At 67.6% G+C, this 15,887-nt stretch carries 15 protein-coding genes; 6 read left to right on the top strand and 9 right to left on the bottom strand.

The window, feature by feature from the left end:
- Positions 1–19 precede the first annotated feature (19 nt).
- Both B1790_RS13155 and B1790_RS13150 read right to left on the bottom strand, forming a co-directional pair.
- Positions 20–1,114, bottom strand: a complete 1,095-nt coding sequence (locus tag B1790_RS13155; protein ID WP_233165088.1) for an alcohol dehydrogenase catalytic domain-containing protein — start codon at positions 1,112–1,114, stop codon at positions 20–22.
- Positions 1,111–2,028 carry a DeoR/GlpR family DNA-binding transcription regulator gene (locus tag B1790_RS13150; protein ID WP_233165087.1) on the bottom strand — a complete coding sequence of 306 codons (918 nt, stop codon included), beginning with the start codon at positions 2,026–2,028 and terminating at the stop codon, positions 1,111–1,113. Before B1790_RS13150 ends, B1790_RS13155 begins: the two co-directional genes overlap by 4 nt.
- Before the next feature lie 263 nt (positions 2,029–2,291).
- Between B1790_RS13150 and B1790_RS13145 the strand changes: the two genes are divergently transcribed.
- Positions 2,292–3,638, top strand: coding sequence for an MFS transporter (locus B1790_RS13145; protein ID WP_079923634.1), 1,347 nt, complete (start codon positions 2,292–2,294; stop codon positions 3,636–3,638).
- A gap of 132 nt (positions 3,639–3,770) precedes the next feature.
- Here the strand turns inward: B1790_RS13145 and B1790_RS13140 are convergent, their stop codons facing one another.
- A complete protein-coding gene (locus B1790_RS13140; RefSeq protein ID WP_079923633.1) occupies positions 3,771–4,415 on the bottom strand; it encodes a cysteine hydrolase family protein in 645 nt (214 codons plus the stop codon).
- 228 nt (positions 4,416–4,643) lie between these two features.
- Here B1790_RS13140 and B1790_RS13135 point away from each other — a divergent pair, with 228 nt between their 5' ends.
- Positions 4,644–5,315 carry a TetR/AcrR family transcriptional regulator gene (locus tag B1790_RS13135; protein ID WP_079923748.1) on the top strand — a complete coding sequence of 224 codons (672 nt, stop codon included), beginning with the start codon at positions 4,644–4,646 and terminating at the stop codon, positions 5,313–5,315.
- Positions 5,316–5,338: 23 nt separating this feature from the next.
- On the opposite strand, the gene B1790_RS13130 is transcribed toward B1790_RS13135, so the two are convergent.
- A complete protein-coding gene (locus B1790_RS13130) occupies positions 5,339–6,223 on the bottom strand; it encodes a LysR substrate-binding domain-containing protein (protein ID WP_079923632.1) in 885 nt (294 codons plus the stop codon).
- A 93-nt stretch (positions 6,224–6,316) separates the two neighbouring features.
- Here B1790_RS13130 and B1790_RS13125 point away from each other — a divergent pair, with 93 nt between their 5' ends.
- Positions 6,317–7,012, top strand: a complete 696-nt coding sequence (locus B1790_RS13125) for a 3-oxoacid CoA-transferase subunit A (protein ID WP_079923631.1) — start codon at positions 6,317–6,319, stop codon at positions 7,010–7,012.
- The gene (locus tag B1790_RS13120; protein ID WP_079923630.1) at positions 7,009–7,689 is read left to right on the top strand and encodes a CoA-transferase; all 681 of its coding nucleotides are present in this window, start codon (positions 7,009–7,011) and stop codon (positions 7,687–7,689) included. The genes B1790_RS13125 and B1790_RS13120 overlap by 4 nt, the downstream gene beginning before the upstream one ends.
- A gap of 71 nt (positions 7,690–7,760) precedes the next feature.
- Here B1790_RS13120 and B1790_RS13115 read toward each other — a convergent pair whose 3' ends face one another.
- The 4 genes from B1790_RS13115 to B1790_RS13100 all read right to left on the bottom strand — a co-directional run bounded on the left by B1790_RS13115 (position 7,761) and on the right by B1790_RS13100 (position 13,350).
- Positions 7,761–8,567, bottom strand: coding sequence for an SDR family oxidoreductase (locus B1790_RS13115; protein ID WP_079923629.1), 807 nt, complete (start codon positions 8,565–8,567; stop codon positions 7,761–7,763).
- A 6-nt stretch (positions 8,568–8,573) separates the two neighbouring features.
- Positions 8,574–10,505 carry a molecular chaperone HtpG gene (gene htpG / locus B1790_RS13110; protein WP_079923628.1) on the bottom strand — a complete coding sequence of 644 codons (1,932 nt, stop codon included), beginning with the start codon at positions 10,503–10,505 and terminating at the stop codon, positions 8,574–8,576.
- Between the two features lie 71 nt (positions 10,506–10,576).
- Positions 10,577–12,124, bottom strand: coding sequence for an aldehyde dehydrogenase family protein (locus B1790_RS13105; RefSeq protein WP_079923627.1), 1,548 nt, complete (start codon positions 12,122–12,124; stop codon positions 10,577–10,579).
- Positions 12,121–13,350, bottom strand: coding sequence for a VOC family protein (locus tag B1790_RS13100; RefSeq protein WP_079923626.1), 1,230 nt, complete (start codon positions 13,348–13,350; stop codon positions 12,121–12,123). The genes B1790_RS13105 and B1790_RS13100 overlap by 4 nt, the downstream gene beginning before the upstream one ends.
- 66 nt (positions 13,351–13,416) lie before the next feature.
- Between B1790_RS13100 and B1790_RS13095 the strand changes: the two genes are divergently transcribed.
- Positions 13,417–13,878 (top strand): Lrp/AsnC family transcriptional regulator, encoded by a 462-nt coding sequence (locus B1790_RS13095; protein ID WP_079923625.1) that lies wholly within the window; start codon positions 13,417–13,419, stop codon positions 13,876–13,878.
- A gap of 52 nt (positions 13,879–13,930) precedes the next feature.
- Positions 13,931–15,271, top strand: a complete 1,341-nt coding sequence (gene lat, locus B1790_RS13090; RefSeq protein ID WP_079923624.1) for an L-lysine 6-transaminase — start codon at positions 13,931–13,933, stop codon at positions 15,269–15,271.
- Positions 15,272–15,283: 12 nt separating this feature from the next.
- On the opposite strand, the gene B1790_RS13085 is transcribed toward lat, so the two are convergent.
- Complete coding sequence (locus B1790_RS13085; RefSeq protein WP_142271300.1) at positions 15,284–15,841, bottom strand: restriction endonuclease; 558 nt, start codon at positions 15,839–15,841, stop codon at positions 15,284–15,286.
- Positions 15,842–15,887 lie beyond the last annotated feature (46 nt).

Raw genomic sequence — 15,887 nt, 5'->3', positions numbered from 1 at the left:
GCCGGGGAAGAGCCTGTGATCAGGCCCAGGGGTTGACGCCGACGCGCATGTCAGCGCCGGAGCCGGCGAGGTTGAGGGCCTCGACGGCACGGTCGAGCGGCAACTGGGTGCCGATCAGATCGGCAACCGGCAGTGCGCCGGAGGCGACCATGGGGGCGACGGCATGGAAGCCGTCGAGTCGGCATGACGAGGCGCCGACGATGTTCCACTCGTTGTAGTGCACGTCGTTGGCCGACACGGCCAGATCGGCGTCCGCGCCGAAGCCGGCGAATACCGACACGCTCGCACCGGGGGCAAGGCAGCCCAAATACGGTGTCAGCGCGTCGATTCGGCCGATGGCCATGACGAGCACGTCGATCCCGCCGTCGCTGAAGTCGTTCAGTTGATCGGCGGTGTCGCCGCCAGGCTCGAGAACCAAATCCGCTCCGAATCGGGTGGCCATGGCTCGCCGCTGGGCAATGGGGTCGACGGCGGCGACCCGTTCCACGCCGAAGCTCTTCGCGAGCCCGGCGTGGATCAGGCCGAGCGGCCCGCACCCGACGATGAGTGCCGTCTCGGCACGTGCCATGTTGGCGAGCTTCTGCCCGTTGTAGGCACACGCGACGGGCTCGATGATCGCGGCCTCGGCGGCCGATACTCCAGGCACCGGAACGAGGTTCTGCCGGGCGACGGCCGGGACGTGGACGTACTGCGACAGTCCACCGGTCAGCTGGTAGCCGAACGCCTTTCGGTTCTTGCAGATGTTCTCGTGTCCCTTGCGGCAGGCCGCGCACTCGCCACAGGTGACCAGTGGGTAGACAGCGACCTGGTCGCCCATGGACACGCCATCGGGCAGTGGGCCGTTGGCGTCGACCACGGTGCCCGCGAATTCGTGTCCCAGGACCGTCGGGAAGGTGACGTTCTTCTGCTTGCGTCCCTCGAAGATGCGAACGTCGGTGCCGCACAACAGCGCGGCGTCCACGCGGAGAAGGACGTCACCGGGTTCGAGTCGCGGCATCGCCACCTTCTCGATCCGCAAGTCGTTGGGCCGGTGCAGGATTGCCTGGCGAAGTGTCGTCCGTTCGGAGGCCGGAGCCGACTGCGCTGCCGCAACGGAGTCCGAGGTGGTCGTCACGATGGGGAACCTTTCAGGGTGGTTGGCTCGGTGAGAGCCCGGAGGGGTGAGACGAGCTCGACGTCGGCTCCGACGGCGCGCAGTTCGCTCAGCGCCGTCGCGTCCGCGTCGTCGTCGGTGATCAGCCGCCACCGGGTCGGAGTCGGAGACCAGTAGTTGAATTGGTCGGTGTTGACCTTGCGTCGATCGGCGACGACGACGATCTGACGTGCGCGTTGCATCATCAACGTCTTGAGCCGGCTCTGCTCCAAGGTTCTCGACGCGACGCCGTACTGCGGATGGACGGCGTCGGCGCCGATGAACGCGTAGTCGGCGACGACGGAATGGAGCATGTGCTCGGCCTCGGCCCCGCTGATGGTCTGGTTGACCGCGCGCAGTCGACCACCAAGGACGACCACCGAGACGTCGTCGTTGCCGAGGAGGACGTTGATCGCGCCGATGCCGTTGGTGAAGACGGTGGCGTCGTCCGCGTCCAGATGCCGCGCCACGAATTCGGTGGTGGTGCCCGCGTCGAGTATCACGACGGCGCCGTCGGCGACCATCTCCGCAGCGCGGCGGCCGATCGCGTCCTTCTCCGCGGTGAACTCGAGGTGTCGTTGACGGATCGACAACTCCGCCGGGCCGGTCAGGGCAACGCCGCCGTAGGTGCGGGTGATGTGGCGGTCTTGATGCAGACGGCTGAGGTCGCGCCGCACCGTCGCAAACGAGACGCCGAACCGCTCGGCGATCTCTTCGACGCTCAACGCGCCGGATTCGACGGTCTGCAGGAGCTGCAGGATCTGCTCGCGCCGCTTGCCGCCACGAACGTCGCGTCGGCGTGCCACTAGGTCGTCGTCAGCCTGGTCGGCCGTGGTCTGGGGTTCGAACGGTTCAGCGCCGTCCTGCTCGCCCACGTTCGGGTCGTCGATGCTCACAGTGACCAACGCTACATGCGCGGTGTGAGCACGTCAACCTTATATGCGCATATCGATCACTGAAGGCCTCCCGGTGATCATTTAGGTACCGGCTATGCGCACAGAAGCGTGTTGGGTATCACTTCTTGACAATCTTGATGATTGGTTCAATCATGTGGAACGAGGATTCTGATTGTGTCGCGCACCACAGCGGCGCCCCACGCAGCGTCCGCCTCTCACCTTCGGTGAGCGAAACGATCACAAGTCCACCCTTGGAGATACAGATGACTAGCAGTTCGGCTACGAAATCGGATACGCCGCCAGATCCCTCGGGCACGAGCCGCGCCACCAAGGTGCGCTGGGCCGTCGCGGTGTTCTGCGCGCTCGGCCTCGCCATCAACTACATCGACCGCTCGGCGATCTCGGTCAGCCTTCCGTTCATGACCGAGGACTTCCACCTCACGCCCACCGAGAAGGGCCTGATCCTCAGTGCCTTCTCGTGGAGCTACGCGCTGATGCAGATCCCCGCAGGCCGGCTCATCGACCGGTTCGGCGAGCGCGTGATGTTCGGTGCGTCGGTGCTGGTGTGGTCGCTGTTCACCGCTGCCACCGCCGGTGTCTCCAGCTTTGCGGCCCTGATGGGCCTGCGCCTGGGCCTCGGCGTCGGTGAGGCCGGCGCCTACCCGGCCGCCGCCAAGACGGTGTCCCAGTGGTTCCCCCTGCGGCTGCGTGGCCGCGCCACCTCGGTCTACGACAGCGGCGCCCGCATCGGCAGCGCCGCCGCGACGCCGATCATCGCGCTCATCATCGGGTTGTTCGGATGGCGGGCAGCCTTCGTGTTCGCCGGCGCGATCGGTGTGCTCTGGGCGATCGGCTGGTGGGCGTGGTACCGGCGGCCCGAGAACAAGGCCGGCGTCAACGAACTGGAACTGGAGATCATTCACGAGAGTCACCGTGAGCAGAGCTCCGGCAACCTGCACCCCGACGCCAAGCCCATGGCCATCCTCGACCTGTTCAAACAGCGCACGGTGTGGGGCATGATGCTGGGCTTCTTCTGCCTGAACTTCATGATCACGTTCTTCCTCACCTGGTTCCCGTCGTACCTGGTCGAAGAACGCGGGTTCAACCTGCTCAAGCTCGGCGTCTTCGGCATGATCCCGCCGTTGGCCGCCATCCTCGGCAGCTGGGCGGGCGGCATCGTCGGCGACCATCTGCTGGCGCGCGGCTGGTCGCTGAACAAGGTCCGCAAGACGTGCCTCGTCGGCGGCATGATGGTGTGTTCGGTCATCGCCTTGGCCGCCGTCGCACCAGAGGCGTGGCAGGCGTTGGTGCTGATGTCGATTTCCTATGCCGCAGCGGCCTTTACGATCGTCTCGATCTGGTGCCTGCCTGCCGACGTCGTCGACTCGAGCACCGTCGCCACCCTGGGGTCCACCCAGAACTTCTTCTCCAACATCGGCAGCGCGCTCAGCCCGATCGTGATCGGCGCGCTCTACGGCGCGACGGGCTCGTTCCAGATCCCGCTCCTGCTCACCGCGGCCATCATCGTCGCCGGTGCGCTGTGCTTCGGACTCGTGATCAAGAAGGTCGAACCGATCCGGCGTCCGGAACTGTCGGGGACGACGGCCTGACCGCGTCTCGTTGGACGGCCACGGCCCCCGCTTCGGCGGGGGCCGTTTCCGTTCGGGGAAGGCGTGCCGCCGTACCACGGCGGACCGGGAGGCCCGGCGGCAACGGATGCGCAGACGCGCGGACGTGAGCGACTACTTTGCGGCAACCTCGAGCGCGGGAGCGTCGACCCGGGACAGCTGCTCGAAGGCGCCGAGAATCTCCTCGGAGGTGCGCATCGCGCCCGTCTGTAGGTACTCCATGGCGTCGAGCGCCGCGTCGTGGCGGTACGTCGACGATCCCCCCACGCAGTCGGTCACCACCCGCACGTAGTAGTCGCGTTGGTGGGCGTCGGCGAAGGTGTAGTGCACGCACACGTCGGTCAGTCCGCCGAGCAAGATCAGGGTCGACGCCTTGAGGCCGCGCAACACGATATCGAAGTCGGTCCCGATGAATCCCGAGTAGCGCCGCTTCACGATGTGGAACTCGTCGTAACCGGGTTCGGGCTGCAGGCTCGGTTCCAGATCGGTGCCGGGTCGGCCCTCGACGCAGTGCACGCCCTCGGTGCCGTCGAGCTCACGGCCGAAGTCGACGCCGTTGGGCCGGTGCACCTCTTGAAAGAAGACCACGGGCACCCCTGCGACTCGCGCGGCCGCGACCAGTCGTTCGGCGGTCGCGACGCGGTCGGCGTGACCCGGCATGTGGACGATGCCGACTTCGTCGGCCGGCATGGCCCCACTTCGTTGGATGTCGACCACGACGAGGACCGGATTGCCCACTATGAGCGGTTGCTTCGGCATGTTGCCTTTCGTGATGTTCGTCCTGGTGTTCGTCGCAGCATCGACCAGTGACCAGAACTCGGCTGTAAATTTCCTATCGAGCAATAGTTTATGGATGTTCGCGCGCTGCGGGTGTCGGTCGTGTTACGACTGTTGAGCGCCGTATCAACGGAGGGTTTCCGAGGTTCCAATCAAATGACCGGATATGTCGTCTTGGTCAGAGGCTCGAACATCGGGCACGATGAGGCAATGGGTGCGAATGCCGGTGAGCCGCGAGCAGCGGTTCAGCGCCGACTGGGTGCGGGGGCGCGCGATCTCATCCTGGACGCCGCCGCGGAACTATTCACCGTCCTTGGCTATGCGGGAACGTCGACCAGAGCGATCGCCGACGCCGTCGGAATCCGTCAGCCGTCGCTGTACAACTACTTCAAGACCAAGGAAGACATCGCCTGCGCCTTACTGAACCAAACGGTCACACCAACCCTGAGCCTCATCCCACATCTGTTTGGCATGGCTCCGCCGAATCATCTGCACGCGTTGGCGGTCTTCGACGGCGGACGCCTCCTCAACCGGCGATGGAACCTCGGCACCCTGTACCTCCAGCCGGAACTCCGCAGCCCCGGTTTGAGCCCGTTCTGGGAGGGTCACGACCGGTTGCGATGGCACTACCTGAATCTGAGCCGGAGCGTGGTGGCCGACACCGGCATCGGCGGGGCTGCGGCGGAACTACCGTTCCGGATGGTGGAGTCCCTGGTTTTCATGTGGGATGCCGAGCCGGGACCAGTTCGGGACGACTTGTCACCTCAGGTCGCTGACGCATGCTTGCGAGTCCTCGGCGTCGAGGAATCCCACATCGCACGAATCCGTGAGACGAGCCACGAAGTGCTCGACCGCTATGCCGCCTCACAGCCGGCCCCATAGAGCGAGCCGGTGGGCGGCGCGCGCTACGGCGTCAGGCCGCGCAGCACGACGAGAGCCCGTTCGACCGCCGGCGGCGCCGCGTCCCCCAGATGGGCCGCCACCAGGTCGACGCCCAGCGTCGCCGGCTCCAGTGGCCGGTAGGTGACCCCGGCGACGTCGAGGTCGGCGGTGGGGGCCGGGACCACCGCGACGCCGAGGCCGGCGGCGACCAGGGTGACCAGCGTCGACGTCTCCGAGACCTCCTGCCGAATCCGCGGGGCGTATCCGGCGTCTGCGCAGATTGCCGACAGGAGCCGTCCCATCACCGAGCGGCCCTGCCCGGCATGGGCGATGAAGTCCTCGTCGCGCAGATCCGCCATGTCGAGGGTGTCCCGTCCGGCGAGCGGATGCGTCGTCGGCAGGGCGACGATCAGGCGGTCCCGGCGGACGAACTCGGTCTGCACCTCGGGATCGTCGACCGGCGGCCGCAGCAGGGCGATGTCGACGTCACGGTTGCGCAGTGCGTCGAGTTGGGCGGGGGCGAGCATTTCCCCGCGAATGCTGATCTCGACGCGTGGCATCTGCTCGCGCAGGGCTCGCACCAGGCGGGGGAGTACCGAGTACGTCGCCGAACCGACGCAACCAATCGACAGATGCCCCTCGAGGCCCTGTGCAACGCGGCGCGCCTGGTGGCCGGCATCGTCGACGGCGTCGAGCACGGCGATCGCCCGCCGGAGGTATGCCTCGCCCGCCCTTGTCAGCTCCACCCGGCGAGTGCTCCTGGTCAACAGGCTCACCCCGAGTTCGCGCTCCAGCTGCCGGATCTGCTGAGACAGCGGCGGCTGGGCGATGTGCAACCGCTCGGCTGCCCGCCCGAAGTGCAGTTCTTCGGCGACCGCCCGGAAATAGCGCAGGTGCCGCAGCTCCACTATTGAAACTCCTGACCTATCAATGACGCCAATATAAGTATTTCAGAATACCTATTCGCCGTCCTATGGTCGAGGTATGCGCAAGGTGACGCCATGAGCCGCACGACGATCCACACCGATGCCGCCGACGCCGTAGCGGGAATCGCCGACGGGGCGACCGTTCTGGTCGGGGGGTTCGGCATGGCCGGAATGCCCACCCACCTCGTCGACGCCCTGATCGAGCAGGGGGCCACCGACCTGACCATCGTCAGCAACAACGCCGGGAACGGGGACACCGGGCTGGCCGCGCTGCTGGCCGCCGGGCGGGTCGCCAAGGTCGTCTGCTCGTTTCCGCGACAGTCCGACTCCTACGTCTTCGACGAGCTGTACCGCGCAGGAAGGGTCGACCTCGAAGTGGTGCCGCAGGGCAACCTCGCCGAGCGCCTTCGCGCCGCGGGGGCGGGCATCGGGGCGTTCTTCTGCCCGACCGCCGTGGGTACGCCGCTGGCCGAGGGCAAGGAAACCCGCACCATCGACGGCCGCGACTACGTCCTGGAGTATCCGATCCGCGGCGACGTCGCTCTAGTCGGCGCCTGGAAGGCCGACACCGTGGGAAACCTGGTGTACCGCAAGACCGCCCGAAACTTCGGCCCCGTAATGGCCACCGCCGCCGAGCTGGTGATCGTCGAGGTCGCCAGTGTCGTCGACGCCGGCCAGATCGATCCGGAGACGGTGGTGACCCCCGGAATCTACGTCGACCGGGTGTTGAATCTGTCCGCGCTGTCCAACGCCACGGAGGTCGCATCATGACCCACACCCTCGAATCGACCGTCGAACACCTCGACAGGGGGCCGCTGGACCGCGATGAGCTTGCCGCGATCGTCGCCCGCGGCATCCCGGCCGGCTCGTACGTCAACTTGGGGATTGGGCAGCCGACCACGGTCGCCGAGCACCTCGACCCCGCGGCCGGCATCGTGCTGCACACCGAGAACGGCATGCTCGGAATGGGCGGACGGGCCTTCGGCGACGACGTCGACGGTGATCTGACCAACGCGGGCAAGATCCCCGTCACCGAAACCCTTGGCGCGTCGTACTTTCACCACGCGGACTCCTTCGCGATGATGCGCGGCGGCCACCTCGACGTCTGCGTGCTCGGGGCCTTTCAGGTCAGCAAGCACGGCGATCTCGCGAACTGGCACACCGGAGCCCCCGACGCCATCCCCGCCGTCGGAGGTGCCATGGATCTGGCCATCGGCGCCAAGCGCGTCTACGTGATGATGAACCTGTTCGCCAAGGACGGCACCGCCAAGCTCGTTCCGCAGTGCACGTATCCGCTGACCGGTCTGCGCTGCGTCAGCCGGGTGTACACCGAGGTCGCCACCTTCGACATCGACTCCACCGCAGGCGAAGTCGTCGTGCTGGAGACCTTCGGCATCGCCGTCTCGACGCTGTCCGAAAGGGTCGAGTTCGAGCTGGTCACCCGATGACCGCGGTCGAGGTGCACGCCGTCGTCACCCCGGTATTGCTGGAGCACCTGCAGTCCTGAGTGGCGACCCGATCAGCCGAGGGTGCTCTGGTACCGCCGCATGCCCGCGAGCCAGCGCTCGTAGTCGTCACCCTTGCGCCGGTACATGTCCAGCACCGCCGGGTGCGGCAGCACCAGGAATCGGCCGTCACGGACCGCGTCGACCGTCATGGCCGCGACCTGAGCGGGGCCGATGACGTCTCCTGCGGTGGCCACCGCGGCGCCCGCCATTCTGGCCACCGGGTCGGGGGAGTCCAGGATGCCGCTCAACAACGGCGTGTCGACGCCCATCGGGCACACGCATGACACGCCAATCCCGCTGTCGCCGTACGTGATCGAGAGCCACTCGGCGAAACCCACCGCCGCGTGCTTGGTGACCGAGTACCCCGCCGCCCCGAGCTGGGTCAGCAGGCCCGCCGCCGAGGCAACGCTGATGAAGTAACCCTCGCCGCGCGCGACCCAGTCGGGCACCAACGCCTTCGCCGCCCGCACATGGGCGCGCAGGTTCACGTCGACCACGGTGTCCCAGTCGCGTTCGTCGTCGCCGAGCCCGGGCGGACCCATGATGCCCGCGTTGGCGACGAAGACGTCGACCGGACCGAATTCACCACGCGCACGGTCGATCAGGGCGTCGACGCCGTCGACGGAGGCGACGTCACCGACCACCGCCACCGCGGCGCCGCCGGCCGCCCTGACCCGCGCGACCGTCTCCTCGGCACCGTCGGCGGCGAGGTCACCCACCACCACGGAGGCGCCCGCCGCAGCGAAGGCGACGGCGAGTTCCCGCCCGATCCCCGAACCGGCACCCGTGACGACGGCGACCCTGTCCTCGATCTGCACGACCTTCTAAACCGTCCGCGCCAGCCGGTCGGACAGTAGCGCCGCGAAACGGGCCGGATCGTCCAGCACACCACCTTCGGCGAGAAGTGCCGTGCCATAGAGCAATTCGGCGGTCTCGGCCAGGCTGTCGGAGGGTTCGGTCGCCGCGCGGGCATCCCGCAGACCGGTGACCAACGGGTGGTCCGGGTTGAGCTCGAGGATCCGCTTGCCGACCGGGACCTCCTGGCCCGACGCGCGATACATGCGCGCCAGTTGCGGGGTGATGCCGAACGTGTCGGTGATGAGGCACGCCGGTGACGACGTCAGCCGGGTGGAGAGCCGCACCTCCTTGACGTGCTCGGCCAGCGTCTCCTGCAACCAGGCCAACAGTTCGGCGAAGTCGCCGTGCTTTGCCTCGTCGGCGTCGTCGCCGGAGGCACCGAGGTCCACCTCGCCCTTGGCGACCGATTGCAGCGCCTTGCCGTCGAATTCCGGAACCGACCCCACCCACACCTCGTCGACGGGATCGGTCAGCAGCAGCACTTCGTAGCCCTTGGCCTTGAACGCCTCAAGGTGTGGCGAACGCTCGAGGAGTTGGCGTGACTCGCCGGTCGCGAAGTAGATCTGCTCCTGGCCCTCCTTCATCCGCCCCACGTAGTCGGCGAGCGTGGTGGGGGCGGTCTCACTGAAGGTGGTCGCGAACGACGACAGCCGCAGCAGCGCGTCGCGGTTGTCGGCGTCGGAGACCAACCCCTCCTTGACGACCCGGCCGAATTGCGTCCAGAACGTCTGGTAGTCCTCCGGGCGGTTGGCCTGCATGTCCTTGATCGTGGACAACACCTTCTTGGTGAGGCTGCGACGGATCACCTTGATCTGGCGGTCCTGCTGCAAGATCTCGCGAGACACGTTGAGCGACATGTCCTGTGCGTCTACGACGCCCTTGACGAACCGCAGATACTCCGGCACCAGGTCGTCACAGTCACCCATGATGAACACGCGCTTGACGTAGAGCTGAATCCCGGTGTGCCCGTCGGCGTTCAAGATGTCGAACGGCGCCATCGAGGGGATGAACAGCAGCGCCTGGTATTCGAACGTGCCCTCGGCCTTCATCGCGATGACCTCGAGCGGCTCGTCCCAGGCGTGGGCGACGTGCTTGTAGAACTGGGCGTACTCCTCGTCGGAGACCTCGCTCTTGGGCTTGGCCCACAGCGCCGTCCGCGAGTTGATCGTCTCCGTTTCTACCGTGACGGTCGGCGCCGTGCCTTCTTCAGCGCCCTCCGGGGCTGGGACTGTCTTCTCGACCTCCATCCGGATCGCCCAGGAGATGAAGTCGGAGTACTTCTTGACCAGCTCGCGGATCTTCCACGGGGACGTGTAGTCGTGCAGCTCGTCGTCGGCGTCCTCGGGCTTGAGGTGCAGCGTCACCGAGGTGCCCTGTGGGGCGTCGTCCACTTCGGCGATGGTGTAGGTGCCGTCACCGCTGGATTCCCAACGCGTGGCCGAACTCTCGCCCGCCTTGCGGGTCAGCAGCACGACCGAGTCGGCCACCATGAACGTGGAGTAGAACCCGATGCCGAACTGTCCGATGAGCTCCTCGGCGTCGGCGGCCTTGTTTGCCTCGCCGAGCTTCTTGCGCAGCTCGCCGGTCCCGGACTTGGCGAGGGTGCCGATCAGGTCGACTACCTCATCGCGCGTCATGCCGATGCCGTTGTCGCGAATGGTCAGCGTGCGTTCCGCAGCCCCGGCGTTGGCTTCGATCTCGACGTGCAGATCGGAGACGTCGACGTCGAGGTCCTTGTTGCGGAACGCTTCGAGCCGGAGCTTGTCCAGCGCGTCGGACGCATTCGAGATCAACTCCCGCAGGAACGAATCCTTGTTGGAGTAGATGGAGTGCACCATCAGCTGCAACAGCTGACGGGCCTCTGCCTGAAATTCCCTCTGTTCGACTTGCTCGCTCACGCCGCGATGATAATCCCCGGCGATTTCGGCGCGTTCACCCGCGGTCAGCGCGGAAGAACGCGCCGAAATCGCTAGCCGAAGTGCACTCCCTGGGCCAGCGGCAGCTCGGAGCTGTAGTTGACGGTGTTGGTGGCCCGCCGCATGTACGCCTTCCACGAGTCAGACCCCGACTCACGGCCACCGCCGGTCTGCTTCTCACCGCCGAATGCACCGCCGATCTCGGCGCCCGAGGTGCCGATGTTGACGTTGGCGATGCCGCAGTCGGACCCGTCGGCGGCCATGAAGCGCTCAGCCTCGCGCATGTCGGTAGTGAAGATGGCCGACGAAAGGCCCTGTGGCACCGCGTTGTTGAGCGCGATGGCCTCGTCGAGGGTGTCGTAGGTCAGTACGTAGAGGATCGGTGCGAACGTCTCGTCGTGCACGACGGCCGTCTGCTCCGGCATCCGCACGACGGCAGGCTCGACGTAGAACGACCCCTCACCGAGATCGCGTCGGCCACCGCCGGTGACCACGCCGCCGTCGGCCGCCGCAGTCTCCAGCGCGCCGACCATGTCGCGGTAGGAGCGCTCGTGGATCAGCGGCCCGACGAGGGTCCCGTCGGAGGAGGGGTCACCGATGGGGAGGCTGAGGTACGCCGCGGTGATGCGCTCGACCAGGGCGTCGACGACCGACGTGTGGGCGATCACCCGCCGCAGGGTCGTGCACCGCTGTCCCGCGGTGCCCGCCGCGGAGAACACGATGCCGCGCACGGCCAGGTCCAGATCCGCCGACGGGGTGACGACGGCCGCGTTGTTGCCGCCGAGTTCCAGCAGTGACTTGCCGAACCGCTGGGCGACCCGGGGGCCGACCTGCTGACCCATCCGCACCGAACCCGTTGCACTGACCAACGCGACCCGGGGATCGTCGACCAGCTGCTGGCCGATCTCCCTGCCGCCCTGGATGAGTCGTGCCACGTCTGCCGGCGCACCGACGTCGGCCGCGGCCCGCTCGATCAGCGCCTGGCAGGCGATGGCCGTCAGCGGAGTGAGCTCAGACGGCTTCCACACCACGGTGTCGCCACACACCAGGGCGACCGCGGTGTTCCACGCCCAGACCGCGACCGGGAAGTTGAAGGCGGTGATGACGCCGACGACGCCGAGCGGGTGCCACGTCTCCATCAACCGGTGGCCGGGGCGCTCCGAGGCGATGGTGCGGCCGTACAGCTGCCGCGAAAGGCCGACGGCGAACTGGCAGATGTCGATCATCTCCTGAACCTCGCCGAGGGCTTCCGAGGTGATCTTGCCCGCTTCGATGGTCACCAGCGTGCCCACGTCCGCCTTGTGTTCGACGAGCAGCTCACCGAGCCGTGCGACCAGGGCACCGCGCACGGGGGCCGGCGTGACCCGCCACGCCGCGAACGCCGCCGCCGCGTCGGCGATGGCCGCATCGGTCTCGACGGAGGTGGTCTCGGTGACCGTGAAGAGCACGTCACCCGTGACCGGGGTGCTGGCCTGCAGCCCGGCGCCGCCCGGCTCGCCAAGTTCGACGGCGGAGCCGACGGCCTTCAGTGCGGCGCGAGCGCGGTCGCGGAGCTCGTCGGCGGTGGGGAGTGCGGTGGTGGTGGTCGAGCTGGTAGTCACTGTGCTGCTGCTTTCTCGTAGAGGTCGTACGGGTCGTGGACGTGCTGGCCGATGGCACCGGCCAGCCACGCTGCGTCATAGGTGAATTCGTTCTCGGCATCCGACGGGCCGGACCGGGGGGTGGTCGGCTCGGCGTCGAGGTTGGACCGGAAGATGCCCGCCGCGGAGATGGGCAGGAAGTCCTCGTAGACAACGGGTTTGGTCGGGTCGCCGCCACGGTAGTAGGCCAAACCCTGGGCGGCCAGCTCGGCGTGGCTGGACGGGAAGTGCTCGGCCCACGTCGTCGACGGGTTCGGGGCGTGCATCGCGGCGTCGTAGCGGTCGCGGCCCGCGCGGGTCAGCGCCACGCCCCTGGCCTCGACCTCGCCGAAGCGCACCCGCAGGCTGCCCTCGGTCATGACGCCATCCGCGTCGCGGAACCGGCGTGGTTCGGCCAGCGCGCGAAACGACGTCTGCCGCAACAGCACGTCGGGCCCGTCGGTCCGAGGTGGACCCTGGATGGTGCGCGTCATCGCGACGCCTCTGGCGACCATGCGGTGGTACAGCTCGTCGATGTCGAGCACCCGCGGCGTCAGATGGTTGACGTGGGTGGTCCGCACGCCGGCGATGTCGGCGGCCACGGCCGACACCCGCGACAGTTCGTCGTACCAGCCGGCGTCGATCGGGTCGCGAGACAGGGCGAATGCCGACACGGCGCGGGTGACGAACTCGTCGGCCCGGTCGGGGCCGCACCCTCCGTCGGCTGCGATCGTCCTGGCCATGGCGATCAGCTCGGGGTCGAATAGTTCACGCGCGCCGAGGAATCGGTCGACGCGGGCCCGTAGCTCGGGATCGAAGAACCTGGTGTCGGCGGTGGCGAGCATCGAGGTGAACACGCGAAACGGGTTGTGCGCCAGTTCGTCGGCGTCGATCGGCCGAAACGCCGTGGAGACGACGGGGACGGGGGAGGCCGCCTCACGCAGATCGTAGAAGCCCACCGGATACATCCCGAAGGCGGCGAACAGGTCGGCGACGTCGGCGAGTTCGCGGGAGCTGCCGACCCGGATCGCGCCGTGGCGTTCGGCGGTGACGCGCTCGAGCGAACCGAGACCGTCGTCGCGTCGGTGGTCACGGTTGACCTCGGTGCTGACGTCGACCAACGTCGTGTAGGCGGGCACCTCGGCGCCGTACATCCGTGAGAGCGCCGCCGCGAAGCGACTTCTGAGTTCGGCAGTCATGACGCTCATTCCGTCGCACCTCGTCCCCGGGTCGCTCCGCTCCTGCCCGTCGGGACCCTGCGATAGTCTCCCGCCATGGCCGACCTTTCCGACGAGCTCGACGACATCGACAGGACGCTGGTTCGTGAGTTGGTGGCCGACGGCCGGGCCACGCTGGCGCACCTGGCAGTGAGTGCGGGTCTGTCGGTGTCCGCCGTGCAGTCTCGCGTCCGGCGGCTGGAGACGCGCGGAGTCGTGACGGGGTACCACGCCCGGATCGACCCGGAGGCCGTCGGCAACATGCTCTCGGCGTTCGTGTCCATCACCCCAATCGACCCCTCTCAACCCGATGACGCGCCCGCGCGGCTCGAACACATCGACGCCATCGAGTCGTGTCACTCGGTGGCGGGGGACGAAAGCTACGTCCTCCTGGTGCGTGTCCGGTCGGCGCGGGCGCTCGAAGACTTGTTGCAACAGATCCGGACGGCAGCGAACGTCCGCACCCGAAGCACCATCATCTTACAGACATTTTACGAGGACCGCGACGTACTGCCGTAGAAAATCCTGCGAAGGGTCGTGCAGACCGTAAAAGTTCCGTTAAGATGTCGGTATGACCGCTGTCCTGCCTTCCCGCGTCCGCGCCCCCGGCCACTCCGTGGCACCCGACGACGTCCGCGAGGTGCTGAGTCGCAGCATCCTGGCCGACGGGCTCGACTTCGTGCTCGACGTCGACCGATCTGCCGGCTCTCATCTCGTCGACGCCCGCACCGGTGAGAGCTATCTGGACATGTTCACCTTCTTCGCGTCCTCGGCCCTCGGCATGAACCACCCGTCGCTGGCCGACGACCAGGCGTTCCGCGCCGAGCTTGCCGCGGCGGCGGTGAACAAGCCGAGCAACTCCGACGTCTACACCGTGCCGATGGCCCGATTCGTCGAGACGTTCGCCCGCGTACTCGGCGACCCCGCCCTGCCGCACCTGTTCTTCGTCGACGGTGGCGCGCTCGCCGTCGAAAACGCGCTCAAGGTCGCATTCGACTGGAAGAGCCGGCTGAACGAGAGCAAGGGCGTCGACCCGGCGCTCGGCACCAAGGTGCTCCACCTGCAAGGCGCGTTCCACGGTCGCAGCGGCTACACGCTGTCGTTGACCAACACCGACCCCAACAAGGTCGCGCGGTTCCCGAAGTTCGACTGGCCCCGGATCGACGCGCCATACCTGCGGCCCGGCGCGAACGTCGACGAGCTCGAGGCCGAGTCGCTTCGTCAGGCCCGCGCGGCATTCGAGGCCAACCCCCACGACGTCGCGTGCTTCATCGCCGAGCCGATCCAGGGGGAGGGCGGCGACCGTCACATCCGCGCCGAGTTCTTCGCCGCGATGCGTGAACTGTGCGACGAGTTCGACGCGCTGTTGATCTTCGACGAGGTACAGACGGGTTGCGGCATGACCGGAACCGCTTGGGCCTACCAGCAATTGGGCGTCATGCCCGACGTCGTCGCGTTTGGCAAGAAGACGCAGGTGTGCGGCGTCATGGCCGGTCGGCGCGTCGACGACGTCGCCGACAACGTGTTCGCCGTCAGCTCGCGGATCAACTCCACCTGGGGCGGCAACCTGACCGACATGGTCAGGTCGCGGCGCATCCTCGAGACCATCGAGGGCGAAGGCCTGATGCCACGCGCCGCGGAGCTCGGCCGGTACCTGCTCGGTCGGCTCGAGGATCTGGCCGTCGAATTCCCAGAGCTCGTCGTCGACCCGCGCGGTCGCGGCCTGATGTGCGCCTTCAGCATGGCAACGGCAGAACAACGGGACACGCTGATCGCCAAGCTGTGGGACCGCCGGGTGATCATGCTGGCCAGTGGACCCGACAGTGTCCGCTTCCGGCCCGCGCTGACCGTCTCGAAGGTCGAGCTCGACGCCGCGGTCGACGCGGTGCGCGCGGTGCTGGCCGAGTTCTAACCGCCGCGTCGGCTATCGGGCCGGTTCCGCGTTCACCAGCCGGCGGATCGTCGACCCCAGCCGGGTCAGCTCTGCGCCCCCCACCAGGACACAGCCATGCCGCTCGGCGAGACGCCGAGCGGCGGGGGTGAAGTCGTGATTGGTGACCACCATGGTGTGCGCGCAGTCGTGCATGACGGCACCGGCGACGACTTCCTGCACGGCGCCGGAGCCGACCGGCCGGGACTGCCGTTTGCATTGAATGGCAAGGCGATTGGGGCGGCGGCCGACGACGAGGTCGACGCCGTAGTCGCCCGTCACCGCCGTCATGATGACCGACGCACCACTGGACCGGGCGATGCGGGCGACGTGATCCTCGAATTCGGTGCCGGTCATGGACTGCTTGGCGACGGCGGGGTCCTCGCGCGCCGCCGGGGTCCGCGCGCCGCGCAGCACGCCAACCAGAAACGCCGGCAGCGCGGGCGCCAGCACGGCGGCGGCGACGGTCCACCGGAGATCCAGCCCCGCCACGTGCGCGGCGATCCCCGCTGCGACCGCCACCACGGCGTAGACCTTCCACACGGTGGGAATGCTATGTCGCACTGCCGACAAACGGCGTGCGCGAGCGTGCGCCAAC

The sequence above is a fragment of the Mycobacterium sp. AT1 genome (assembly GCF_002043095.1).
Lineage (GTDB): Bacteria > Actinomycetota > Actinomycetes > Mycobacteriales > Mycobacteriaceae > Mycobacterium.
The sequence above is the reverse complement of the archived record's forward strand: the minus strand, read 5'-3'. Positions and strand labels throughout refer to the sequence as shown.